We start from the raw sequence: 23,925 nt of genomic DNA on the forward strand, positions 1-23,925 counted from the left end.
TCAAACCCCTATGAAACCCAAACGTGTGCCCGGGTGTGGTGGAAGCAAGCCGCAGCCGTCGCCACGGCCTGCTACCATCAAATCCGGGAAAATGGTGGAGCCTAGCGGGATCGAACCGCTGACCTCTACAATGCCATTGTAGCGCTCTCCCAGCTGAGCTAAGGCCCCGAGCCATTTTCAAACGACGCATCCTGGGAGGTGCGTCACCCTTGCGGGAGGCGCCCAATATAAGGGGTGACCTCCCATTGCAACAGGTTTTTCTTCGCCTCCGAAGATTGAGTTTTTGTTTTTCGCTCGCACCTCCGTGCGAGCGTCCTTGGGGCTATTCTTCCGCTTCGCTACAGGCCCCTGCGGGCGGCCAGTCGGCCTTGCCGGGCCTCCGTCGGCCCGGTTCCTGGTCACGGCAGTCAGCGAGCGACCGCTCGACGCCGCCACTGCGGCGAAGCCAAGCACGCCGGACGGCGTGAGCCCGGCGTTTGAGGGTCAATCAAGAATCGTCGGCGTCGTCGTCGTCGCCCTTGGACTTGGTTTCGACGCCGAGGTCGTCGTCGCCGCCCAGATCGACTTCATTGTCGGGCGAATCGTCGTCTTCGTCGATGTCGATATCCAGATCGTCATCGTCGTCACCGCCCAGATCGCTGTCGGCTTCGCCCTTCTTGTCCTTCTTCTCTTCCTCGGCGAGGATCGGCTGCTTGGACTTGAGAACGGGTTCGGGGGTCCATTCTTCACCGCATTCGATGCAGGTGACCGGATCTTCCTTGTTCAGATCGTAGAAGCGAGTGCCGCAATTCGGGCAAGTGCGCTTGGTGCCCCATTCAGGTTTGACCATGTGTAATCCTTGATGTTTGCCGCCCCGGCATCGGGCCGGGTCGCCGTGAATTCGTAATTGTATTGATGGGATCCCGCTGGGCAGGAATCAACTGCGCGCGCGCCTTGCCAGAAGCCATTGCCACTGTCAAAGACCCGCGCTCCATCCCTGCAATTCCAGCCGGAAGCCCGCTTGACCGCCCATCGCTTTACTCCCCGTGGCCCGCTGACCGGACGCATTCGCGTGCCGGGCGACAAATCGATCAGCCACCGCTCGCTCATGTTCGGGGCCCTGGCGGTAGGGACCACCACCATCCGCGGCTTGCTGGAAGGCGAGGACGTATTGGCGACCGGCCGCGCGCTCGAGCAAATGGGCGCGAAGGTCCGCAAGGCGGACGATGGCACCTATAGCGTCGATGGCGTCGGGGTCGGCACGCTGCTGCAACCCGAAGGCGCACTGGACATGGGCAATTCGGGCACGTCGACACGCCTCCTCATGGGTCTCGTCGCGAGCCACGGCATTACAGCGGCCTTCACCGGCGATGCGAGCCTTTCCAAGCGCCCGATGGGCCGCGTGATCGATCCGCTGTCGGACATGGGCGCGAGCTTCACCCCCTCCCCCGGCGGCACGCTGCCGCTCATCACGGAGGGGATGCAGCCAGCCGTCCCGATGACCTATCGCCTTCCTGTCGCCAGCGCGCAGGTGAAGAGTGCCGTGCTGCTGGCTGGCCTCAATACTCCCGGCACGACCACTGTCATCGAGCCGGTTCCAACCCGCGACCACACGGAACGCATGCTGCGCGCCTTCGGTGTCGAAGTCACGGTCGAGGAGATCGACGGCGAAAAACACATCTCCGTCACCGGACCGGTAGATATGTCTCCCTGCGATATAGAAGTGCCGGGCGACCCCTCTTCGGCAGCATTCTTCGCCGTGGCGGCAAGCATCGTGCCGGGAAGCGATCTCCTGATCGAGAATGTCGGCCTCAACCCGACGCGCGACGGTATCTTCCGGGTGCTGAAACAGATGGGCGCCGACATCGACTATCTCGACCCGCGCGAAGTCGGCGGCGAGCCTGTCGCTGATTTGCAGGTGCGGCATGCGCCCCTCACCGGCATCGAGGTCGATCCCGATATCGCGCCGAGCATGATCGATGAATTCCCGGTCCTCTTTGTAGCAGCCGCTATGGCGAAAGGGGCCACGATTACCAGCGGGCTGGAGGAGCTGCGCGTCAAGGAAAGCGACCGTCTGTCCGCCATGGCAGCCGCGCTCAAAATCTCCGGAGCGAAAGTGCAAGAGCGCGAAGACGGATTGCTGATCACCGGTTCGAGCGGCGAGCCACTGCCCGGAGGCGGCACGGTCACCACCCATCTCGACCACCGCATAGCGATGAGTATGGCGGTCGCGGGCCTCGCCAGCGAAACCGGCGTCGAGATCGACAGCACCGAACCCATCGCAACCAGCTTCCCCAACTTCACTGCGCTGATCGACGAGGCATCGGCATGATCAATCTCGACTGGGCGTCCATGGTCGGCTTCGTCGGCACGGCCTGCATCATCGGCGCCTATGCCTACCTGACCTACAAGGAAGAGCCGAACCCGTTCATCCTGCATGGCACCAACCTGACGGGCGCCGCCCTGCTGACCGTCTCCCTGGTGGTGCACACCAACTGGCCGAGCCTGGTGCTCGAAGGTTTCTGGGCAGCGATCGCCGTCTGGGGCTTGGCGAAAGCGCTCAAGACGCGCAGGAAAAGCGCATGAGCCGAAAGTTGCTGTATATTTACGCGGCGATCAGCAGTTTCGCCGTCCTCACCTATGTTTTCCGTGGTGGAGGCGAGATCGAGCCAGGCCGGGCCGCCGCCGCAATCTTCTTCGTTGTTCTCGCCGGTCCAATTATCAAGATGTGGTGGGATGAACGCGACAAGGCTCGCCAACGCAGGCGGATCGAACAAGAAGAGGCGAAGGAAATCACGGAATGATCATCGCCGTCGACGGACCGACCGCCTCGGGCAAGGGCACGATTGCCAAGGCCCTCGCCCAGCATTTCGGCCTTCCCCATCTCGATACCGGACTGCTTTATCGCGCAGTCGGCCGACAGGTCTTCCTGGACGGAGGCGATCCCGACAACGGAGCCGACGCGCTGGCGGCCGCCAGCTTTCCAGACAGCCTCTTGGGCGATCCGCATCTACGCGATGAGGCGACCGGCGGCCTTGCAAGCCGCGTATCCATCCATCCCGCAGTGCGAGAGGCCTTGTTCGAGCGACAGCGCGCTTTCGCCACACGCGACGGCGGCGCAGTGCTCGACGGACGCGACATCGGCACGGTGATCGCTCCCGAGGCAGACGCGAAGCTGTTCGTGACGGCCAGTGTGGAAGCGCGCGCCCGCCGCCGCTTCCTGGAAATGCGCGACCGGGGTGCGGGCGTTACACTGCTGGAGATACAGGACGATTTGCGCCGTCGCGACGAACGCGACCGCAACCGGGCCGTCGCTCCGCTCGTCCCGGCAGAGGATGCCATGGTGATCGATACCAGCTCGCTCGACCGCGACGAGGCGATCGCCGCGGCAATCGCGGCGGTCGAAGAAGCAATCAGCTCCTGACCGGCGCCTGCGCCGGGCCCTGCTCGACCTTGCGCTGCAAGTCCTGGCACAGGCCGAGCGCGAAAAGGCCTTCCGCCACCATGAACAGCGGCCCGACCAGCAGGCTGCGTATATCGTCGACGAATGCCGGTTTGCGCCCCTCGTAATGGTGGCCGACGAACTGGAACAGCCATCCGATCACGAACAGGCCGATCCCCCCGCCAAGCCAGGCAAGGTCGGACACCTGCGCTATCTGGTGACCTGCGAAGGCAAAGACGGCAAGAAGCAACGTCATCAGCGCGCCGAACTTCAGGTCCAGCCTGAGATACCACAAGGCCGCGAGGACGTTCGCGACGATCGCCGGTGTCAGCACTATGCCGGACACGTCCCAGACGGGCCGAGAGAGCAGAACTTCCACCGACAGCACGATCATCGGGATTCCGAGCGCGTGCGTGAGGACATTGCGATGGTCGCGATGGAATTCGCGGTAGCTGGCGAGCGATTGGACAAGAGCGGTCATAGAGCTTTTCGTATCACCTCGACCGGCCAGCGCAAAGACGCCGTAAGAGCGCCGTATTTCCTTGCTTTCCGGCCCACATTGGCCTAGGCGCGCGCCCGTTCACGAAACCTGCTGGATTCGATGGACCTTCGCAGCGGCATACGGCTCTGCGGAGATCACGGCCCTCTTGCCCCGTACGGCCCGTGCAATGGTGCACAGGCAGACGGAGAAAGACCCCGGTAAAACCGGTGGCCGGTAGCAAAACGAACGTTAGGACTACACAACCTATGGCAACCTCAGCCAATCCCACCCGCGACGATTTCGCGGCAATGCTCGACGAGCAACTCGGTGGCGCCGATGACGGCGGCTTCGAAGGTCGCGTCGTCAAGGGCACCGTCACTGCCATCGAAAACGGCATGGCGCATATCGATGTCGGCCTGAAGAGCGAAGGCCGCGTCGACCTCAAGGAATTCATGCGCGGCGAAGACGACCACGGCCTCTCGGTCGGTTCGGAAGTCGAAGTTTTCGTCGACCGCATCGAGAACGCCGACGGCGAAGCCATGCTGTCGCGCGATCGCGCACGTCGCGAAGCTGCCTGGGACAAGCTTGAAAGCGAGTTCGGCGAAGGCAAGCGCGTCGACGGCCGCATCTTCGGCCGCGTCAAGGGCGGCTTCACCGTCGACCTCGATGGTGCCGTAGCCTTCCTGCCCGGTTCGCAGGTCGACATCCGCCCCGTGCGCGATGTCACCCCGCTGATGGACATGCCGCAGCCGTTCCAGATCCTGAAGATGGACCGTCGTCGCGGCAACATCGTCGTTTCGCGTCGCGCCGTGCTGGAAGAAACCCGTGCGGAACAGCGCAGCGAACTGATCGACAAGCTGGCTGAAGGCCAGGTCATCGACGGCGTCGTGAAGAACATCACCGACTACGGTGCATTCGTCGACCTCGGCGGCATCGACGGCCTGCTTCACGTCACCGACATGAGCTACAAGCGCGTCAACCACCCCAGCGAGATGATCGAAATCGGCCAGACCGTGACCGTCCAGATCGTCCGCATCAACGAAGACACCCAGCGCATCAGCCTCGGCATGAAGCAGCTGGAATCGGATCCGTGGGACGGTGTCGCAGCCAAGTACCCGGTCGGCATGAAGATGACCGGTACGGTTACGAACATCACCGAATACGGCGCATTCGTCGAAATCGAGCCGGGCATCGAAGGCCTGGTCCACGTTTCGGAAATGAGCTGGACCAAGAAGAACGTCCACCCCGGCAAGATCGTCTCGACCTCGCAGGAAGTCGAAGTCATGGTCCTCGAAGTGGACAGCGAAAAGCGCCGCATTTCGCTCGGCCTCAAGCAGGCCCAGCGCAATCCGTGGGAAGAATTCGCCGAAGCGCACCCCGTTGGCGCCAAGGTCACCGGCGAAGTCAAGAACGCCACCGAATTCGGTCTCTTCATCGGCCTTCCGGGCGACGTCGACGGCATGGTCCACATGTCCGACATCGCATGGGGCATCTCGGGTGAAGACGCGCTTGCCCTGCACCGCAAGGGCGAGGAAGTCGAAGCCGTCGTTCTCGATGTCGACATCGAGAAGGAACGCATCAGCCTCGGCATGAAGCAGCTCGAAAAGGGCGCTCCGACCGAAGCAGGCGCAGGCAGCTCGCTCCGCAAGAACCAGGTCGTCACCGTCACCGTCCTCGAAGTCCGCGATGGCGGTCTCGAAGTCCAGGTCGGCGAAGATGGCGCAACCGGCTTCATCAAGCGTTCGGACCTCGGCCGCGATCGTGACGAACAGCGCCCCGACCGTTTCCAGCCCGGCGCGAAGGTCGACGCCATGGTCACCGGCTTCGATCGTTCGAAGAAGCCGACCTTCTCGATCAAGGCTCGCCAGATCTCGGAAGAGAAGGAAGCGGTTGCACAGTTCGGTTCGTCGGATTCGGGTGCATCGCTCGGCGACATCCTCGGCGAAGCACTGAAGAAGAAGGAAGACTAAACTCTTCCTGCCTTCTCAAGGCTAATAAGGAAGGCCCGCTTGCTCTCAGGAGCAGGCGGGCCTTTCCCTTTGGCGCCGGGGAGCTTACGTTCCCTGTCCTAAAGTAGCGCAGCGTTAGGACAGACCGAAACACATGCTAGAAGTTCACCAGTTCCCCTGCCTGTCCGACAATTACGGATTCCTTCTTCACGATCCCGATAGCGGAGAGACCGCGGCGATCGACACGCCCGACGGGGCGGAATACCTGCGGCAGGCCGAGGCCAAGGGCTGGACCATCACCCAGATCTGGAACACCCACTGGCATCCCGATCATGCAGGCGGGAACAAGGCTATTGTCGAGGCTACCGGAGCGAAGGTCATCGCTCCGCAGGAGGTCGAGAAACTGAGCCCGATCGACCGGGTAGTCGGTAATGGCGACAGCGTCGAGCTCGGCGAGTGGAAGGCCCGGGTGATCGACGTGTCGGGCCACACTAACGGCCACATCGCTTACCATATCGCCGAAGCCGATACCGCCTTCGTGGGTGACAGCGTGTTCGCGCTGGGCTGCGGCAGGATGTTCGAGGGCGAGCCGGAGCAATTCTGGAACAGCCTCGACCGCATCCGGCAGCTTCCCGATAATACCCAGCTTTACTGCGCACACGAATACACCGCCGCGAACGCGAAGTTCGCCCTGCATGCGGATCCGGACAATACCGAACTGCAGCTCTACGCCGCGCGTGTCGAAGAGAAGCGCGCCAAGGGCGAGCCGACAGTGCCGACTGTGCTTTCGCGAGAGCTCGCTACCAACCCGTTCCTGCGCGCGGACAGCGCCGAATTGCGTGACCGCTGGGGTGGCAGTTCGCCCGCGGAAACCTTCGCCGCACTTCGCGCAGCCAAGGACAGTTTCTGACGATGAGCATCAAGGGATACCACGCTCACATCTATTTCGATGAGAGCGAGCTGGCGCAGGCCCAGGAATTCGCTGCTGCGGCACGCGCCGCATTCGGCGTTCCGGTCGGGCATTTCCACACCAGGCCGGTCGGCCCCCATCCGCGCGGATCGTGCCAGCTCACACTCAGGGCCGACCAGTTCGGTCCTTTCGCCTCCTGGGCCGTAGAGAACCGCGGCGACCTTACTCTTTTCGTGCATGGCCTCAGCGGCGACGACCTGGCCGATCATACGCAGCACGTCATCTGGTTCGGCACTTCCGAAGCACTCGACCTATCGATCTTCGCCTGAAATGAAGGCAGTTCGCGTCCAAGACCTGACGGGCGACTTGTCCGGCGTCGAATTGGTCGACATTCCAGATCCTGTGCGCACAAAAGGCGAAGTGCTGGTTCGCGTGCGCGCTGCATCGCTCAATTATCCAGACCTGCTGATGACGCAGGGCAAGTACCAGTTCAAACCGGAGCTTCCTTTCACCTCCGGCCTGGAGATGGCCGGCGAGGTCATCAAGGCGGAGCCGGACAGCGGGTTCGTACCGGGTGACCGGGTAATGGGCGGTGCCAAGACCGGCGCCTTTGCCGAGGCCATCGCGCTACCCCCCTCCGCCCTCAGGCATGTGCCCGAGGGGCTGGACTTCCCGCAGGCTGCAGCGATGGGTGCCGCCTATCAGACCGCATATGTCGCCCTGGTCGAATTGGGCAAACTGGAGGCTGGCCAGACGATCCTGGTACATGGGGCAAGCGGCGGGGTCGGCCTGGCTGCATGCGATCTAGCGAAGGCGCTCGGAGCGAAAGTGATCGCGGCATCCCACTCCGCAGGCAAGCTGGACCGCCTGGCTGCAGCATCCGGTGCCGACTCCGTCATCAGCAATCAGGGCCGATTTCGTGAGGATGTGTCGGCGCTCACGAACGGGCGGCTTTGCGACCTCGTCTTCGATCCTGTCGGTGGCGATGTCTTCGACGAGAGCACCCGCTGCGTCACCTTTGGCGGCAAGCTGCTGGTCGTCGGCTTCGTGGCGGGACGGATTCCCGAAATCGCCGTCAACATCCCCCTCATCAAGGGCTTCTCGGTCGTTGGTGTGAGAGCGGGCGAATACAGCCGCCGCTTCCCCGAGCGAGGCGCGCGGATAGCTCGAGAACTCGACGATCTGGCCAGCACCGGCAAGATCACGCCGCATATCGACCGTGTCTTGCCGATGTCGGACTGGCGGGAAGCCTTCGAGGCGATGCAGTCGGGCGAAGTCTTCGGAAAGATTGTGCTGGAACCCTGATCTGCGCTCCACGGACCGTCAGCCCGGCCCCTTCCCTTCAGACGACGAAAAAGCGCGCGAAACCCGAGGCTTCACGCGCTATTTCCGTGTCGCTTAAGAGCGAGATCAGATCCCGGCGATAACCTTGTCGGCCAGTGCCTTGTCCGCTTCCGCATCGTGCTTTTCTCCGATCAGCTTGCGGCTGGCCGAAGTGGCCGCCAGTGCTGCGCGATTGCGGACGTCTTCGACGGCTTCGCGTTCGGCAGCGGCGATCTTGTCTTCCGCCATGCGCTTGCGACGTTCGACCATCGCCTTGCTGTCGGCTTCCGCCTTTTCCAGGATCGCATCGGCTTCATGCTGGGCATTTTCCAGCATGGCTTCGGCGTCCTTTTCGGCACCGGCGATCTTGTCGGCATACTCCTTGCGAAGCGCTTCCGCTTCGGCGCGAAGTTGCTTGGCTTCGTCGAGCTGCTGCTTGATCGCTGCGATCTTGCCGTCGAGGCCGCCTGCAATCGTCTTGTGCACCTTGGCACCAAAGAAAGCGAACAGGAGCAGGACCAGCATGGAGATCGAAACCCACTGGTAGGGCGCAAGGCCCCACAGCATCGGCTCTACATGCTTGCCGGCACCGGCATCGATTTCGACAGTCGCTTCGGGCGTCTCTGTCGCAAACACTTCGGGAACAGTCGTGTTAGCCATTTGCCATGGCCTCCTTCACCGCCTTGGTTGCGACAGGCTTGGTCACCTTGACGCCTGCAAGCGTCTTGACGATGTCCTGCGCAGCTTCGACGGCAACGCTTTCGACTTCTGCCAGCGCTTCCGTCCGGGCGTCGCCGATCCGAGCTTCCGCATCGGCCAGCTTCTTGTCGATACGCGTCTGCGCCGCCTTCAGCTTCTTCTCGGACTTGGCGGCAGCCTCGTCCTTGGCCTTGGCAACGATTGCCTGCGCGGCAGCGCGGTTCTCGTTTTCACGCACCCGCCATGCCTCTTCCTGCTCGTCGGCAGCATCGCGCGCGGCCTTGGCAGCGGCGAGGTCGGCAGCGATCTGGCCATCGCGTTCAGCGACGGTACTCATCACCTTGGGCACCATGAGGTTGCCGACAACGAGGAAAGTGATGCCGAAGAACACGAGCAACCAGAAAACCTGGCTGGACCATGTATCGGCAAGCTGTGCTATCTGTGGCATTGCAGCTCTCGAAAAGCGGGTACGGGAAATTCAATGCACCGGCCGGGTCAGACCCGACCGGCGCGATCTCGATTGTCGTCGATTAGGCGACGAAGATCAGGATCATGGCAACGACGAACGCCAGCAGGCCGAGAAGCTCGGCAGCGGCGAAGCCGATGAACAGGCGACCCTGCTGGCCGTCGGCAGCACCCGGATTGCGCAGCGCGCTTTCGAGGAACGAACCGAAGACGTTACCAACGCCGATCGCAGCCATACCGGCACCGATCGCCGCGAGGCCCGCACCGATGAGCTTTGCAGCTTCCATTTCCATGACAAACTCCTTTGGGAAAAACGTGTATTGTTGAAAGGTCTTAGTGAAGATTTTCAGCGTCGTTGATGTACAGTGCAGTCAACAGCGCGAAGACGTAGGCCTGGATACCGGCGACGAGCAGTTCGAGCGCGCAGATGCCGATCATCAGGATGAAGCTTGGCAGGCCGACGAGGAGGCCGAAGCCTACACCGGCATTGGTGCCGTCGATCACGAAGCTGGAAAGGACTTCCAGCAGGACGTGGCCGGCCATCATTGCAACGAAAAGTCGCAGGGCCAGGCTGAACGGACGGACCATGAAGGAGATGAATTCGATCGGTGCGATGACCGGGATCATCGGCAGCGGCGTGCCGTGCGGCACGAAAAGGCTGAAGAAATGGAAGCCGTGCTTCCAGAAACCGACCAGCAGGACGATCGAGAAGCTGATGATCGCGAGCACGCCGGTAACGGTGAAGTGGCTCGTGAAGGTGAACGGGTGAACGCCCACGACGCCGAGCGGCAGGAGGCCGAGCAGGTTCGCGAAGAGGATGAACATGAACAGGCTGAAGACGTAAGGCACGTATTTGCGCCCTGCCTTGCCGATGTTCGCTTCGAGCATGTTGTCGATGAAGCCGGTGAAGGTTTCCACCATCATCTGCCAGCGGCCCGGGACCAGCTGACGCCTCATTCCGCCCAGCACGAAGAGGAAGAGCACCACGGTCGTGATGAGCATCCACATTGCACTGTTGGTGAAGGCGATGTTGAAGCCTTCGCCCAGCACCCACTCATCCGAACCGCCGAGCGGCTTGATGGTGAACTGGTACATCGGATCGACTTTGGCCTGTTCGGCTGCCACGTCAGTTAGTCCTTCAAATCCTGTAACGAAAGCCCCGGAAATCCTTGCGGATTATTCGCCGGGGCCCTGATTTGCCGCGCGGATGATGTTCCTGAAAGCCACGACTATCCCGAGGAACAGCCCGACCAACAGACCCCACGGGTTGGTGCCGGTAAAATAGCCGATGGCATATCCGATCACCGTACCGCCAAGGAGCCCGCCAAGAAGATCCGCCAATACCCGGTTTCCACTGCGATAATTCGCATCGGCTCCGGAGCCTTGGGGTCGGTTACGCTGCTCTTCGCGCTGCTGGGCGGCTGCTAGCCGTTTTTCCAGCGCGTCGATCCGCGCATCCTCCTCGATGGGTTCCCGTGCGGGTTCGTCTTCGCTCATGCCTTGCTCCTTACTACAGGGGGTTGCGCGGCACGCGCAGGGACTTGCCCGCCAAGGGCGCCGCCCCCTTAGAAGGGGGGCATTGGCGAGTCAACACGAAGGGGGTGTGAATTGCGTGTTTCTAGGACTTAGTGACTAGCGTTCCGCAGGCAGCCCGCTTCGTGCACCCGCCAATCGGCCTTACGGGCAACGCGAATCGCGCAGGGGTGCGGCGCTGGTACGGGTCTGCCAGGTGCCGTCGGGCGCCTGGTATTTTTCGCCTGGGGTAGTGGCGAGAATCGCCTGGCAACCGGCCGTCAGCGCATACTCTTCCAGAGTTGCGTTATTCGCCTGCGCACGCTCTGCGTAAACGGCGCGGCGCTTGATGTTGATATCGTTGACGACACGGCGCAGTTCGGCGGTCTCCGCACCGACGATGCCGAGGTAGCCGTCCATCTTCTCACCGACCTGTCCGGCCGCGCGCGCCGCGGCATAGGCGGGGTCGCGCTGGGCGAAAGCGGGCGCGGCGATGCCGCCTAGAGCGGTTGCGACGGCTGCCGCACCGAGTGCAGTCCTGATAATCGACCTGGTCATATTCTCACCCATCAAAAGATATCCGCATTATTCTCGATCGTATCGCCGGCATCTTCGGCTAGACGATAAATCACTTCCTGGCGGATATTGACGTTCAACTCGATCACGATCGGCTCGGTCGGTGCCTCGACTGTGATGCACCCTCCCAGCGCGAGCGGAACCGCCGCAATCGCCAATAACCGTCTGCCCATCGTGGCCCCCGTGATCTGCATGAATTCGCTTGTCGCAAGGGGCGAAGGGTCAGTCAAATATGCTCGTATCATCGCGCATCCTCGCTTTCCTGGTCCTGAATGGTGGGTTCATCCGGAATGACATCTTCCGGGTCGATTTCGGGTGCGGCTTCCTCGCCGGTGATGGAGCGGCGCAGCAGGCGCTGTCCGTCGTCGCTCAGCAGTCCCAGCTCGCGCGGATCGCGGACGGCCGAAGGGTCGTAGAGCGCCTTCATGGAGGTCAGCAGCTGGTAGAACTGGGCACGGATGTTGATCCGGAACTGGATCGGCAGCTTGGCGATCTGGCGCGTGATGATGTTGCGTTTCGCGCCCTCGCCCTGCTGCACGCCATCGAAGCGCACGCGGGTGACGATCTCGCCCGCAAGCGGCCCTTCCATGACCACGCGCATTTGCGAATAATCCATGCTTCGTAGCGCATCGAAGGCGAAATTGGCGATTGCGGAAAGGTCTTCGTAGGTCAGGTCGCCGACATAGGAGAGATTGCCTCCCGGCGGCCGCGAAATAAGGATGCCTTCGTCGATCCGGCCGTTGCCGTCGCTGTCGAACACGATGGGCACCGTGCCGTCGAATGTGCCGGTGGCGGAGATGTTCTCCAGCTCCATCTGGGCGACGAACTGCGCCGCTTCCAACCCGATGATCTCGAAGACGTAGCGTCGCTCCTCCTCGACACCGAGGTTGAAGTCGAAGTCCCGCAGGACAAGGCGTCCGCCCATGAAGGGCCAGCTGCCGCCTGCAATGGCAAGGACTTCGCCGTTGCGCAGCGCGAACTCTATTTCGCCGTCCAGCACCTCGACCCCCGGATTGATCGACGCGACGCGCAGCTTCTGGCCGGGAGCGGTCGTCAGATTGAGGAGGTCGGTGAAACGGATGGTCCCGCTTGCGCCTTTTACCGGGCCGAAGGCGGCCGCAAAGTCGAGGCTGTCGGTCGAAAACTCGCCGCTGCTGGTCACGTCACCATCGGTGGACCAGGCAATGCGCCCCACCCCGTCGATAGACCCTTGCGCATTGGCAATCACGCCCAGCGCGAGCGGCATGAGGTCCGCAAATTGCAGGCGATCGTCGAACAGCAGGTCGTCCACCACCAGCCGCGCCGATCCTGCTCCCGTGCCGAGATTGTGGTCGATGTCCACTGCGGTGACGAGACGGTCGCTCTCCGGTTCGCGCAGGTCAGCCTGCGCGGTGATGATATTGTCGCGCAAGGCAAGCGAAGCCTCGCGCGCTTCTAGTGGTTCGAACCGGTCGGGCTCTGCCCTGTCGAAGAGGCGGAAGGCGGCATCGGCAATCGCGAAGACCCCGCCCGCATAGGACCAGTTTCCTTGGGCGTTGCGGATATCCAGCGGCACGGATGCGAGGGTGATCTCGGCATCGGAGAAACTTCCCTCGATATCCTCGCCAAGCCGCGCATCCAGATCGGTGATTGCAAAACGGCTTGCCGTTTCCTCGGGGCCGAGCACGACATCGAGATCGCGCGCCTTCACCACGCCGGGCCAGGCAAAGGCGATCGGCCCGCTGGCAATGCGGATCGGCGTATCCGCGAGGGTTCCCCTCACATCCAGTTGCGGTGCGCCTGCAGCAAGCTGCAACCCGCTGGCCGAGTAAGCGAGGATCGGTTTGCCGGGGGGCGGGCACAGGGTCAGGCCCGGACCTTCGATATTGAGGTTCGACACGGCTAGTCGGCGGAAGGACAGGCGCGTGCAATCCCGCCACAGTGCCAGGCTGCCACCGGGCTCATATCGGCCCGACACCGGCATCGACAGGCCATCGATCGCGCCGCCCGGAAGCGGCCCGCTTGCCTCGACTTCGCCCGAAAAGCCCAATGCGCCGCGATCGGACTGGACGATCGACAGGCTTGGTATGGCAAGGCGCGCCACGCCTGCGTCATAGGGGGCCATGGACAGGCGGAATGCAGGTCCGCTCTCGGTCCGTCGCTCCATCCGTCCAGAAATGCGCGGGATGCCGGGTCCGCCGGTCGCGAGATTGCCCGAATAGCGCATCGGCGTATCGCCCTGCCTGCTCGCCTCGAACCGCGACACGGACAGCAGCCTTGCGCCCTGCCCCCCGCGAACTTCGGCTTCAGGAACGAGCAGGGTCAGCGCATCGTCCGTCCGGCTCACACGAATGCGACCCTGGAGCGAACTGCCCCGGGTCTGCGCCTGCAATGCGGCAGCGATTTTCCGCGCGACCGGTTCGACCAGCGTACCCTCGCCGGTGCTCGCAAGGCTCTCCACCGATGCGATCAGCGCTGGCCCGAGCCGCAGGCCGTTGCCTTCGACAGCGCTGTCGATCTCGATGCGCGAGAAGCCATCCCTGCCGCGCACATCCCCATCGGCGGTCAGCAGTGCTGCCATGACCTGTTCGTTGGCGAGGCCGCGGGCAGCGATCGTATAGCTTCCGGCGAGATCGTCATTCCGTAGCTGCACGCGCAGGTTGCCGGACAGGGACTGGGCCGCAACGCCCGGAAGCGAGACTGCATCGCTATCGAAACGGGCAGCGATTTTCGGATCCGCCAGCGAGGGTTCGAGGTCCGCTTCCAGCTGTGCGACGACGTTCGCCACTGTCACGCCCTGATCCCCGCAGGCAAGCTCTTCGATTCGGAGAGGACCGTCGAAACCGGGTGCTCCCGCTGCTGTCGTGATTTCCCCGAACAGCGTCGCTCCCGAAAGGTCGCAGCCCGATGCGGTGAAATCGGGCGCGGTGGCCGCAAGGACCCCCGCGAACCCGTCACGCAGCGGGCCTGCGCCTTCCAGCTTCAATCCCACATTGCCGAAGTCGGTTTCGAGCAGGCCGCGCCCGTCGCGAATGGAGAGGCGTAAATCGGGCAATCCCGTGGATTCGCCGCTATCGTCGAAAACGATCGGGTCGAGTGCACCGAAACTCAGTTGCCCGTCACGATAGGTTCCGAACAAACGCGGCGCGACCAGTTCGACGCTGCCGACCGATGGCAATCCGATCCGGTGCTGCAGTTGGAGGATGACTTTTTCGGCCGTGAAATCCGGCCTGTCAGGATCGCCGACCACCACGTTGCGAAGGATTTGCGTCTGCCCGCCGATCCGTTCGATCTCGTAAGTCGCCTCGACCCCGTAAGCATCGAGCTGGTCGCGGATGAAGTCGTCGGCGATGGATTCGCGGCTCGACCACGCGGTCAGGGACAGGGCCAGCAGCAACAGCAGCGTGAGGCCGGGCGCGGCATAGCGTTTCTTGCGCCACCGCGGCCGGGAATCGGAATGTGGGGGCGGTGCGACCTCTTCCATCGCGTGCACACTTGCGCCCATCGCGGCGCGAAGGCAATGCAAGCATTTGAAAGGTCGCGCTTCGGGGGTCGAATTTGTCGCAGGAAACCAGCAATGCAAAACCGCATGCAGGCGCCGGTCATCGCGAGCGGTTGCGAAGCCGCCTGCTTAATGGCGGCGCAGAGGCGCTGGCCGATTACGAGCTGCTCGAATACCTCCTTTTCGGCGCATTCCGGCAAGGAGACACCAAACCGCTGGCAAAGCGCCTGATCGAACGCTTCGGCTCCTTCTCCGGCGTGTTGAATGCGGACCCGGGTGCCTTGGCGCAGGTAAAGGGCATGGGCGATGCCAGCGCCGCCACATTGCACGCCATCGCCCTGTCGGCCCGCCGCATGGCGCGCGGCGAAATCGAACAGCAGCCCGTTCTCGGCAGCTGGCAGGCCCTTATCGATTATCTCGCCATCGACATGAGCCATTTGAAGCACGAACGCGTGCGTGTGCTTTACCTAGACACCCGTAACCGGCTGATCCTCGATCATCTCGCCGCAGAAGGATCGGTGGACGAAGCGGCGATCCATCCGCGCGAGGTGATCCGCAAGGCCTTCGATATCGGTGCGTCGGCCCTGATCCTGGTCCACAACCACCCGAGCGGCGACCCCGAACCCAGCCGCGCCGACATCCAGATCACCAACCGGATCGCCGAGGCAGGCCGGCTGCTCAACATCACCGTGCACGACCACGTGATCATGGGGCGCGGCAGCCATGTATCGCTGCGCGCCAAGGGCCTGATCTAGGCTATAGCCTCAATTCTTGGGGACGACCCCGTGCATCGCATATTTGGCAGCCAATTCCGGTGCCATGCGCAGCGCCCGCTCGACATCCGTACGGCCGGCCTTGTCGCCTTTTTCGAGCCGCACGATCCCGCGCAAGTACAGCGAAGCGGACAGGCCCGGCGCCAGTTCCAGAGCGCTGTCGAGGTCGCTGAGCGCAGCGTCGTAATCGCCCATCCGGTAGCTGACCATCGCTCTGCTATCGAGCATCGGCGCGCTGTTTGTCGCGCGTTCGATGGCTTTCGTGCAGGAAGACAAGGCAGCTTCCGGCTGGACATTGAAAAGTCCGCGGAACCAGCAATCTGCATTCAGGACCGATGCATTGGTCGGCTTGTCCGCCACCTGCTCTTCCAGCGCTGCAATCGCATCGTCCGTACGACCGGCGAGACCGGCGACCGTAGCGAAGGTACTGGCGTATGACCCTTCCTCATCGTCGCTGACGGGAAGGTCTGCCAGCAGGTCGAGTGCCTCGTCACGCTTCCCGCCGTAAGCCAGCAGCTCTGCGAGATTGAGCGCGAAATACGTGCTCGGGTCCAGGTCGTAGGCGGCCTGTGCATCGGCAATTGCGGCCTCGCGGTCGCCGAGCGCCTCGTGGACTCCGCCGCGCCAGCTGTGCAGATATGCGCTCGGCTGATTGGCGATGAGTGTGTCGAGGTCGGCAAGCACCCCGTCCCAGTCGAAAATCTGCGCCTTGAAAGTTGCTCGCTGGGTAAGCGGCCCCCAGTCGTCGGCGGCCGAGAAATCCACGGCCCGGTCATAGGCATCGAGGAGCGGTTTCACGCGCTTGGCCAACGTGGCGCTATCGATTTCCCAGCGCCATGCGAAATCCTCTGGCGCAAGCACCTCGGCCTCCAGTGCGTTGAGCTGGCGCACCTTGCGCTTATGCGCCGGAAGCTCGGACGCGGGGATTTCGCCCAGGTCGTTCCATACGTCGACGCTGAAACGGATGACATTCCCTTCTATAGCGCGAGTGCCGTAGATGGCGGTATTCGCAAAGCCTTCGTCGATTACGGCATCGCCGGTTACCTCGAAATCGTCCATTCCCTCCGGCAGGATGACGGAGGCGTTGACGCGATTGTATTGCGGGCCGCCGGTCTGGACCGGAATGTTGCGCCATTCCGGACGCGCACGGTCGGGATTGAAGGCGAACTTGTCGGTCTGGTCGGACGAGAGACGCATCCGCCCGTCAGCCCAGGAGAAGTCGCTAGCCATGATTCCTTCGGCGGTCAGGATTCCTAAGGCCCGGTCGTCGTCATAGGAAAGGGAAACCGAAGTCAGCGCCCCGCCCGGCCCGGACGCGAAACTCGAGGCGAAACGCTTGAGCTGCTCCTCGTCGGCTTCATCCGCAGCCGCCCTGAGCGTGGCGCCCTGCGGTCCCGAGATTTTCATCGTCAGCGAAAAGAGCGCGGGAAAATCGATCCCGGCCGAATAATCGGAGGTGGCTTCCATCACCATGTCCGGCGACGCCTTGCGCCGCTGAGTCATCGGGACGAGGTCCGCCCCCGCTACGGGCAACGGCAGCGCATAGAAGAATGCCGGGACTTCGCCGATGTTGGACAGGCGCGTTGCGGTACTGGTGCCATCGAGCCAGTAATCCGTGCCGTCGATGTTTGCGCGCACGATCATATGATCGAAATTGCCAGGGATCGGCAGCAATTCGGGGATCGCATCGCCTCCCCTGGTGGAGACAAGCACCGGGATCGCGTCGATACCCATTTGCGACAGCAGGGAGTACAAAAGGACCGACTTGGCCTTGCAGTCTCCGTAGCGCTTCTCCCACGTCTCTTCCGCCGACTGCGGCATGTAATTGCCGCCATCGAGACCGTTGAGGAGGTAGCTCACCTCGTCCTGAACCAGCCGCACTGCCAAGGCCGTGCGCTCAAGCGGATCGCGGGTAGCCGCCATGATTTCGCGAGCCTTGGCGGCGACGTCGCTGTTATCAGCCACTTGGGCCGCTACTTGGTAGTGCGGAGCGAAGGCGCGCGACAAATCCTGCCAGTTGGCGAAGGTCCCGACCCGCAGAACCGGATCGCGATTGAAGCGCGACGGGGCATCGCCCGGCATATCGGGGAGCTCGTCAATCGGCAGCGCGATAGTGAGCGTCTTATAGCCGTCGACCACTACAGGAGGCTCTACACCGGCTACATCTTCGGCTCGCCAGTATACTTCACTATCTTCCGGCCAGCTGACGATGGCCCGGGAGAAGCCGACCTGCCACGGCTCCTGGAAAAGGTATTGCGACGCCTGCATTTCATCGCCGAGCGCCTGGTCATCTACCGTTACCGAGTGGGTTACCCGCAGAATGTCGTCCACCTGCAAGCCCGACACGGCAAGCGTTGCGGTAAGCTGTCCGTCGAGCAGACGCTGCTCAAGGCCACGTTCGCGGCGGATAACCTCGAATTGTGTCCCGCCGCCGATAACGTCGATGCTCTGGCCTGCGCGGATGATCTCGACCCGATGCACAGTCAGGTCGCCCTTGTCGGGCAGCCAGGAAAGCGAAACAGTCCCGTGGTCCATGAGTAGCTCGGGATTGTCGATGCGGATCGCGGCATCTTCGTATTCGGTGACGACACCATCCTCGAGGCGCTGCTGCCAGTCGTAGATCAGCGTCGACGGCGCATCCTCCACGTCGACAAGGTCAAGCGTTGCAGCGTCAACCCAATCGGGCGCCGGTCCATAAAGAACGGCTTCACCCGCATTGGCAGGAGCCGCCAGAATAATGGCCATCGCGGCCGATGCAGCCAGGCTTGTTCGAGAAATCGGAAGTATCGTCTGATCGTTCATGCAGAACAACTTACCGCAATTGGAACTACATGCAATCACAGTGAGTGAGGCTGGGAAACCGCCTGTTCACCAATATTTCGAATGCATGCCGCCGCTCCCCTTGCCAGCGCGCGCGCCCTTGCCTAGCGCGCTGCCCTGCACCCCAATCACAAGACTCGGAGTCGACCGATGGTCCCCCGCTATGCCCGTCCAGCCATGACCGCCATTTGGGAGCCGGAGGCGAAGTATCGCATCTGGTTCGAGATCGAGGCGCACGCGACCGAGAAACTCGGCGAGCTTGGCGTCGTCCCCAAAAGCGCGGCAAAGGCCCTTTGGGACTGGTGGGCAACCGACCCCAAGATCGACGTCGAAGCGATCGACGCAATCGAGGCGGTAACAAAGCACGACGTGATAGCCTTCCTCACATGGGTCGCGGAAAACGTCGGTGACGAAGCGCGCTTCATGCACCAGGGCATGACCAGTTCCGACGTGCTCGACACGACACTGGCGGTCCAGCTGGCGCGTTCGACCGACCTGCTGCTAGAAGACCTCGACCAACTGCTGGCCGCGATCAAGCGCCGCGCGGAAGAGCACAAATACACCCCCACCATCGGTCGCAGCCATGGCATCCATGCAGAGCCTGTAACCTTCGGCCTCAAGCTTGCGCAGGCCTATGCCGAATTCGACCGCTGCAAGACCCGCCTGCTGGCTGCGCGCGAGGAAATCGCGACCTGCGCGATTTCCGGCGCGGTCGGCACCTTCGCCAATATCGATCCGAGCGTCGAAGAATATGTCGCGGAAAAGCTCGGCCTCAAGCCAGAGCCGGTTTCCACGCAGGTCATTCCGCGTGATCGCCACGCCATGTATTTCGCCACGCTCGCGGTGATCGCCGGATCGATAGAGCGCGTTGCGGTGGAAATCCGCCACTTGCAGCGCACCGAAGTTCTCGAGGCCGAGGAATTTTTCTCGAAGGGGCAGAAGGGCTCGTCGGCAATGCCGCACAAGCGTAACCCGATCCTGACGGAGAACCTGACCGGCCAGGCCCGCATGATCCGCGCCTACGCCCTGCCGGCACTCGAAAACGTGGCGCTGTGGCACGAGCGCGATATCTCGCATTCCTCGGTCGAGCGGTTCATCGGTCCCGATGCGACCATCACGCTCGACTTCGCGCTCGCGCGCCTGACCGGCGTAGTCGACAAGCTGCTCGTCTATCCCGAGCGCATGCAGGCCAACATGGATCGCATGGGCGGCCTCATCCATTCGCAGCGCGTCCTGCTTGCCCTGACCCAGAACGGCGTGAGCCGCGAGGACGCCTATCGCCTCGTCCAGCGCAACGCGATGAAGGTGTGGGAATCGGATGGCAGGCTGATGCTGCTCGACCTGCTCAAGCAGGACGAGGAGGTGACCGCCGCGCTGACGAACGAGCAGCTCGAGGAGCGCTTCGACCTCGATTACCACTTCAAGCAGGTCGACACGATCTTCGACCGCGTTTTCGGCTGAGCCTTGCGACACGTCTGGTGTGCGCCTAGCATTGCCGGAAAACCGGTGAGGGGTAGCTAAGAAATGCAAATCGTCCGAACGATCCTGTGGATTGCACTGCTGGTGGCGATCCTCGCCTTTTCCTTCGGCAATTGGGACAAGCAGATCGATGTGCGCATCTGGCCCGGCATCGTGTGGGACACGCGCGTGCCTGCCCTCGTCATCGTGTCTTTCCTGATCGGGATCGTGCCGATGTGGCTCTATCATCGCGGGGTACGCTGGCGTCACACGCGCCGGATTACCGCACTTGAGCAAGCGACCTCTCAGATGGCGGCACCGCGTGCCGATGATCGCCCTGCACCTGCACCTGCACCTGCCCCTACGCCGGCGGCCTCGACAGTCGCCGAGCCTGCAAATCCTGTAGATCCGGAACCCGACACGCGGTCATGAGCAACCCTGTCTATCTCGCTCTCGACGTCCCTCGCCTGCGCGATGGAGTTGCACTGGCAGAAAAGGTCAAGGCGCACGTCGGCGGGATCAAGCTGGGGCTGGAATTTTTCTGCGCCCATGGCGCGCACGGGGTGCACATGATCGGGCAGCTCGGCCTGCCGATCTTCCTCGATTTGAAGCTTTACGACATCCCGAACACGGTGGCCGGCGCCATGCACGCGATCCACCAGCTCGAACCTTCCATTGTTACCATCCATGCCAGCGGCGGACGCGCAATGATGGAAGACGCGAAAGCTGCTGCGGGAGAGAACACGAAGGTGGTCGGCGTCACCATGCTCACCAGCATGGATGACCGCGATTTACAGCGCACCGGCGTCCAGGGCACGGCGCACGACCAGGTCATGCGTCTCGCGGAACTCGCCAAGGACAGTGGACTCGACGGGATCGTGTGTTCAGGTCACGAGGTGAAAGCCGTGCACGATCAATGGAAAGACGGCTATTTCGTCGTCCCCGGCCTGCGTCCGGCAGGCAGCGCGGTCGGCGACCAGAAACGCGTGGTCACACCGCGCCAGGCGCGCGACGACGGCGCCAGCGTCCTCGTCATCGGACGCCCCATCAGCCGGGCGGACGACCCCGCAGAAGCGGCCCGCGCGATCGAGGCCACTCTTTGACTTCCATTATCGAGGCATCCCTTGCGGATGCCGCCGAGATCAAGCTCCTCATAGAGAGCGCCTATCGCGGCGACAGCGCGCGGCAGGGCTGGAACCACGAAGCCGACCTCCTCGACGACGAACGCACTTCTCTCGAAGAGATCGAGCGCCTCATCAAAGACGAGAAAGTCAGCTTCCAGGTGGCCCGGGGCGATGCCGGAGCGCCGACCGGCTGCGTTGCCGTGACACAGCTCGACGCGACATGCGGCTATCTCGGAATGCTGTGCGTCGCGCCAACGATGCAGTCGGGAGGGCTTGGCGGAATGCTGCTCGAAGCGGCTGAACTGGCAGCTTTGAAACGCGGCATAGAAACGCTGGAGATGACCGTGATTACGCAGCGTTCCTCATTGATATCATGGTACGAGCGGCGCGGATATGAGCGGACGGGTGAAACGCGCCCTTTCCCGGTTCCGCGCGATCCACCGCTGGAATTCGCCGTGCTGGCAAAGCGGCTTGCGAACACCTAGCTTCTGCTCATGACCAGCGTAGCCATCAAGATTTGCGGGATTTCAACCCCTGATGCCCTCGACGCGGCGATTGCGGCCCGTGCGGATTTCATTGGACTGGTGTTTTTCCCGCCATCCCCGCGCAACGTCGATGGCCATGCTGCGGCGGCACTGGCCGCGCGTGCAGGTTCGTCCATCGGGCGCGTCGGCCTGTTCGTGGACGCAGACGACGGTCTCATTGCCGAGAGCGTCAAGGCTGGCCGCCTCGATGTCATCCAGTTGCACGGCGAAGAAACGCCGGAACGCGTCGCGCAGGTTAAGGATCGTTTCGGTTTACCAGTCTGGAAAGCGATTCCCGTCGCAACCGGCAGAGACGTCGAAAAAGCTCAGGCGTATAAAGGGATTGCCGATCTGTTTCTGTTCGACGCTCGAACGCCGAAGGACGCGGCGCTCCCGGGTGGCATGGGGCTCAGCTTCGACTGGTCGCTCTTGGCCAGCTGGCGCGGCAGGCCCGGATGGGGCCTTGCAGGCGGGCTTTCTCCCGCAAATGTAGCAGATGCGCTGGAGCGGACGGGCGCGCCATTGCTCGACACTTCCTCCGGTGTAGAGAGCGCGCCCGGCCAGAAGGACCCGGAATTGATCCGCGCCTTCTGCGATGCAGCGCGCAACGCTTGACGCGCTGCACAATCCTGCTATGCGCGCGCCTTCGCTAATTGGCTCCGCACCCCGGTGAAGCGGTAGCCGCGCTGGAACACTCTTCCAGCGGTGCGATGCCGGGTTGGATGGCGGACATTGGGTTCGCTCAGCAAATTGAAGGAAAGACTTATGTCGAAGCGCAAGAGCGCCAAGTACAAACTCGACCGCCGGATGGGTGAAAACATCTGGGGTCGTCCGAACTCCCCGGTCAACAAGCGTTCCTACGGCCCCGGCCAGCACGGTCAGCGCCGCAAGAGCAAGATGAGCGACTTCGGCCTGCAGCTGCGCGCCAAGCAGAAGCTCAAGGGCTACTACGGCGACGTGACCGAGAAGCAGTTCAAGCGCACCTACAAGGAAGCGTCGGCCATGAAGGGCGACACCGGTCAGAACCTGATCGGCCTGCTCGAACAGCGTCTCGACATGGTCGTCTATCGCGCCAAGTTCGCTCCGACCATCTTCTCCGCCCGTCAGATCGTGAGCCACGGCCACATCTACCTCAACGGCGTGAAGACCAACATCGCATCGGCCCGCGTCAAGGTCGGCGACGTCGTCAGCCTCGGCAGTAAGGCCAAGGAAATGGCTCTCGTCATCGAAGCGCAGAGCCTGCCCGAGCGTGAAATTCCCGACTACGTCGCGCCCGACGGCAACGACAAGGTGACCTTCACCCGCGTGCCGAAGCTCGACGAAGTGCCCTACCCGGTCACCATGGAACCGAACTTGGTCGTCGAATTCTATTCGCGCTGATCACTTCGGCAACGAAACACGAAAGGGCGGTCCTGCGGGGCCGCCCTTTTTCGTTTCGATTGGTCGCATTTTCAAGAAGTTGCAGGAACCAGACCCGGGTCTGGCGTTGTGTCGATGCTATGGTCTTCTATCGCTTCGTGACACGCAATCGCATCGGCAAATGGTATGCCTCGCTCACCGACGCACAGCGCAATGCAAACGCGATCGGCGCCGGCTTCACAGGGCCCGGCGGCAGCTTCACGGCCTATCGCGGGACGATCCTGGAAATGCAGGAAAAGCCGGGTCAGCGCGAATGGGCCAAGCGCAAGGACCAGTAGATCATCGCGACGATAATCGCTGTGATGAGGCCACCCCAGAACCAGTACGGCAGGAACAGCGCCTGCGCGATATGACCGGTGTCCGATAGCTGCGGCCGCCCGCCGAGCATGCCGCCTTGGCTGAACAAATAGCCGAAGTCGCGATAGATGCTGATGCAGCCCTGCACGCCGAGGAACTGGACCGCGAAATGGCGTTGGTTCGCCCGTGCCTTGAAAGCGAACCACAGGCAGGCCAGCCCGACTGCGGGCAGGACCAGCCATCCCGTGAGGGAACGCACCCAGATAAGCGTCGAGATCAACAATACCCCGCCCAGCAAGACCAGCGCATTCCGAGTAGCGCGCCTTGTGCGCGATGACAGGATCAGCGCGCATCCTGCGAATGTCGGCCCCAGAAGTCCGGCTGCTGCGATCAGAGCACTCGACAATCTGGACGGCTCGCCCTCGGACAGGTGCGCAGCATAGCCCGAACCGTTGGGGAAAATGACCAAGCGCTCGAACTCGTGGCCGAATGCCATCGCCGCAAGGCCGTGGCCCATTTCATGAAACCAGGTCGACAGGATCGTGAACGGGTAGAGCAGATATCCGCCGTAAGGCGAATGCCAGAGGAGGATGGTAATGATCGCCATCACCACCAGCGCGGTTATCTCGCTGCGGTCATTGGAGCCAAGCCCTCCCCCCGAACGCCATCTCGTCATGTCGAGCCTCTCGCAGC

Annotated in this window: 28 protein-coding genes and 1 tRNA gene; 16 read left to right on the forward strand and 13 right to left on the reverse strand. The window is 62.6% G+C overall.

What is annotated here, in order from left to right; translation table 11 throughout:
- Nucleotides 1–92: 92 nt before the first annotated feature.
- Nucleotides 93–168, reverse strand: a tRNA-Ala gene (locus tag BM173_RS07995).
- A gap of 319 nt (nt 169–487) precedes the next feature.
- A complete protein-coding gene (locus BM173_RS08000; RefSeq protein ID WP_090479736.1) occupies nt 488–829 on the reverse strand; it encodes a TIGR02300 family protein in 342 nt (113 codons plus the stop codon).
- Nucleotides 830–1,000: 171 nt separating this feature from the next.
- On the opposite strand from BM173_RS08000, the gene aroA reads away from it, so the two are divergent.
- Genes aroA through BM173_RS08020 form a run of 4 tightly spaced genes read left to right on the forward strand, consistent with a single transcriptional unit; the run spans nt 1,001 to nt 3,403 of the window.
- Complete coding sequence (aroA, locus tag BM173_RS08005) at nt 1,001–2,311, forward strand: 3-phosphoshikimate 1-carboxyvinyltransferase (RefSeq protein WP_090479739.1); 1,311 nt, start codon at nt 1,001–1,003, stop codon at nt 2,309–2,311.
- A complete protein-coding gene (locus BM173_RS08010; RefSeq protein ID WP_090479742.1) occupies nt 2,308–2,565 on the forward strand; it encodes a CBU_0592 family membrane protein in 258 nt (85 codons plus the stop codon). Before aroA ends, BM173_RS08010 begins: the two co-directional genes overlap by 4 nt.
- Complete coding sequence (locus BM173_RS08015) at nt 2,562–2,783, forward strand: hypothetical protein (RefSeq protein ID WP_090479745.1); 222 nt, start codon at nt 2,562–2,564, stop codon at nt 2,781–2,783. Before BM173_RS08010 ends, BM173_RS08015 begins: the two co-directional genes overlap by 4 nt.
- A complete protein-coding gene (locus tag BM173_RS08020) occupies nt 2,780–3,403 on the forward strand; it encodes a (d)CMP kinase (protein WP_090479748.1) in 624 nt (207 codons plus the stop codon). Before BM173_RS08015 ends, BM173_RS08020 begins: the two co-directional genes overlap by 4 nt.
- On the opposite strand, the gene BM173_RS08025 is transcribed toward BM173_RS08020, so the two are convergent.
- Nucleotides 3,393–3,902 carry an Mpo1 family 2-hydroxy fatty acid dioxygenase gene (locus BM173_RS08025; protein ID WP_090479751.1) on the reverse strand — a complete coding sequence of 170 codons (510 nt, stop codon included), beginning with the start codon at nt 3,900–3,902 and terminating at the stop codon, nt 3,393–3,395. The genes BM173_RS08020 and BM173_RS08025 overlap by 11 nt on opposite strands.
- A 266-nt stretch (nt 3,903–4,168) precedes the next feature.
- On the opposite strand from BM173_RS08025, the gene rpsA reads away from it, so the two are divergent.
- The 4 genes from rpsA to BM173_RS08045 all read left to right on the forward strand — a co-directional run bounded on the left by rpsA (nt 4,169) and on the right by BM173_RS08045 (nt 8,066).
- Nucleotides 4,169–5,872 (forward strand): 30S ribosomal protein S1, encoded by a 1,704-nt coding sequence (gene rpsA, locus BM173_RS08030; RefSeq protein ID WP_090479754.1) that lies wholly within the window; start codon nt 4,169–4,171, stop codon nt 5,870–5,872.
- Between the two features lie 133 nt (nt 5,873–6,005).
- Entirely contained in the window at nt 6,006–6,761 is a 756-nt protein-coding gene (gloB, locus tag BM173_RS08035) for a hydroxyacylglutathione hydrolase (RefSeq protein WP_090479757.1), read from the forward strand.
- Between the two features lie 2 nt (nt 6,762–6,763).
- Nucleotides 6,764–7,090, forward strand: a complete 327-nt coding sequence (locus BM173_RS08040) for a DOPA 4,5-dioxygenase family protein (RefSeq protein ID WP_090479760.1) — start codon at nt 6,764–6,766, stop codon at nt 7,088–7,090.
- Between the two features lies 1 nt (nt 7,091).
- Entirely contained in the window at nt 7,092–8,066 is a 975-nt protein-coding gene (locus BM173_RS08045) for an NADPH:quinone oxidoreductase family protein (protein ID WP_090479763.1), read from the forward strand.
- A gap of 105 nt (nt 8,067–8,171) precedes the next feature.
- On the opposite strand, the gene BM173_RS08050 is transcribed toward BM173_RS08045, so the two are convergent.
- The 8 genes from BM173_RS08050 to BM173_RS08085 form a co-directional block, all read right to left on the reverse strand.
- A complete protein-coding gene (locus tag BM173_RS08050; RefSeq protein WP_090479766.1) occupies nt 8,172–8,744 on the reverse strand; it encodes a F0F1 ATP synthase subunit B in 573 nt (190 codons plus the stop codon).
- Nucleotides 8,737–9,231 (reverse strand): F0F1 ATP synthase subunit B family protein, encoded by a 495-nt coding sequence (locus tag BM173_RS08055; RefSeq protein ID WP_090479768.1) that lies wholly within the window; start codon nt 9,229–9,231, stop codon nt 8,737–8,739. Before BM173_RS08055 ends, BM173_RS08050 begins: the two co-directional genes overlap by 8 nt.
- Nucleotides 9,232–9,313: 82 nt before the next feature.
- Nucleotides 9,314–9,541, reverse strand: a complete 228-nt coding sequence (locus BM173_RS08060) for a F0F1 ATP synthase subunit C (RefSeq protein WP_006832363.1) — start codon at nt 9,539–9,541, stop codon at nt 9,314–9,316.
- Nucleotides 9,542–9,581: 40 nt separating this feature from the next.
- Nucleotides 9,582–10,373 carry a F0F1 ATP synthase subunit A gene (locus BM173_RS08065; RefSeq protein WP_281247527.1) on the reverse strand — a complete coding sequence of 264 codons (792 nt, stop codon included), beginning with the start codon at nt 10,371–10,373 and terminating at the stop codon, nt 9,582–9,584.
- 51 nt (nt 10,374–10,424) lie between these two features.
- Entirely contained in the window at nt 10,425–10,745 is a 321-nt protein-coding gene (locus BM173_RS08070) for an AtpZ/AtpI family protein (protein ID WP_090479771.1), read from the reverse strand.
- Between the two features lie 180 nt (nt 10,746–10,925).
- Nucleotides 10,926–11,318, reverse strand: coding sequence for a YdbL family probable chaperone protein (locus tag BM173_RS08075; RefSeq protein ID WP_090480282.1), 393 nt, complete (start codon nt 11,316–11,318; stop codon nt 10,926–10,928).
- Between the two features lie 11 nt (nt 11,319–11,329).
- A complete protein-coding gene (locus tag BM173_RS08080) occupies nt 11,330–11,509 on the reverse strand; it encodes a YnbE family lipoprotein (protein WP_090480285.1) in 180 nt (59 codons plus the stop codon).
- A 68-nt stretch (nt 11,510–11,577) separates the two neighbouring features.
- Complete coding sequence (locus BM173_RS08085; protein ID WP_090479774.1) at nt 11,578–14,799, reverse strand: intermembrane phospholipid transport protein YdbH family protein; 3,222 nt, start codon at nt 14,797–14,799, stop codon at nt 11,578–11,580.
- A gap of 74 nt (nt 14,800–14,873) precedes the next feature.
- Here BM173_RS08085 and radC point away from each other — a divergent pair, with 74 nt between their 5' ends.
- Nucleotides 14,874–15,572, forward strand: a complete 699-nt coding sequence (gene radC / locus BM173_RS08090; protein WP_090479777.1) for a RadC family protein — start codon at nt 14,874–14,876, stop codon at nt 15,570–15,572.
- A gap of 9 nt (nt 15,573–15,581) precedes the next feature.
- Here radC and BM173_RS08095 read toward each other — a convergent pair whose 3' ends face one another.
- On the reverse strand, nt 15,582–18,392 hold the full coding sequence (locus BM173_RS08095; protein ID WP_090479779.1) for a DUF3857 domain-containing protein: 2,811 nt from the start codon (nt 18,390–18,392) through the stop codon (nt 15,582–15,584).
- A gap of 168 nt (nt 18,393–18,560) precedes the next feature.
- Here BM173_RS08095 and purB point away from each other — a divergent pair, with 168 nt between their 5' ends.
- The 7 genes from purB to BM173_RS08130 all read left to right on the forward strand — a co-directional run bounded on the left by purB (nt 18,561) and on the right by BM173_RS08130 (nt 23,213).
- Nucleotides 18,561–19,871 carry an adenylosuccinate lyase gene (gene purB, locus BM173_RS08100; RefSeq protein ID WP_090479782.1) on the forward strand — a complete coding sequence of 437 codons (1,311 nt, stop codon included), beginning with the start codon at nt 18,561–18,563 and terminating at the stop codon, nt 19,869–19,871.
- A gap of 63 nt (nt 19,872–19,934) precedes the next feature.
- Nucleotides 19,935–20,300, forward strand: coding sequence for a hypothetical protein (locus BM173_RS08105; protein ID WP_090479784.1), 366 nt, complete (start codon nt 19,935–19,937; stop codon nt 20,298–20,300).
- Nucleotides 20,297–20,971 carry an orotidine-5'-phosphate decarboxylase gene (gene pyrF / locus BM173_RS08110; RefSeq protein ID WP_090479786.1) on the forward strand — a complete coding sequence of 225 codons (675 nt, stop codon included), beginning with the start codon at nt 20,297–20,299 and terminating at the stop codon, nt 20,969–20,971. The genes BM173_RS08105 and pyrF overlap by 4 nt, the downstream gene beginning before the upstream one ends.
- On the forward strand, nt 20,968–21,477 hold the full coding sequence (locus BM173_RS08115; RefSeq protein WP_090479789.1) for a GNAT family N-acetyltransferase: 510 nt from the start codon (nt 20,968–20,970) through the stop codon (nt 21,475–21,477). The genes pyrF and BM173_RS08115 overlap by 4 nt, the downstream gene beginning before the upstream one ends.
- Nucleotides 21,478–21,486: 9 nt before the next feature.
- On the forward strand, nt 21,487–22,131 hold the full coding sequence (locus BM173_RS08120) for a phosphoribosylanthranilate isomerase (RefSeq protein ID WP_090479790.1): 645 nt from the start codon (nt 21,487–21,489) through the stop codon (nt 22,129–22,131).
- A 150-nt stretch (nt 22,132–22,281) separates the two neighbouring features.
- Nucleotides 22,282–22,896: a 30S ribosomal protein S4 gene (gene rpsD / locus BM173_RS08125; RefSeq protein ID WP_090479793.1), complete on the forward strand. Its 615-nt coding sequence runs from the start codon at nt 22,282–22,284 to the stop codon at nt 22,894–22,896.
- 137 nt (nt 22,897–23,033) lie between these two features.
- Nucleotides 23,034–23,213: a hypothetical protein gene (locus BM173_RS08130; RefSeq protein WP_245755820.1), complete on the forward strand. Its 180-nt coding sequence runs from the start codon at nt 23,034–23,036 to the stop codon at nt 23,211–23,213.
- Here BM173_RS08130 and BM173_RS08135 read toward each other — a convergent pair.
- Nucleotides 23,180–23,908 carry a M50 family metallopeptidase gene (locus BM173_RS08135; protein WP_090479797.1) on the reverse strand — a complete coding sequence of 243 codons (729 nt, stop codon included), beginning with the start codon at nt 23,906–23,908 and terminating at the stop codon, nt 23,180–23,182. The two genes, BM173_RS08130 and BM173_RS08135, sit on opposite strands and share 34 nt — an antisense overlap.
- Nucleotides 23,909–23,925: the final 17 nt, after the last annotated feature.

It is taken from the genome of Qipengyuania nanhaisediminis (genome assembly GCF_900115585.1).
Taxonomy (GTDB): domain Bacteria; phylum Pseudomonadota; class Alphaproteobacteria; order Sphingomonadales; family Sphingomonadaceae; genus Qipengyuania; species Qipengyuania nanhaisediminis.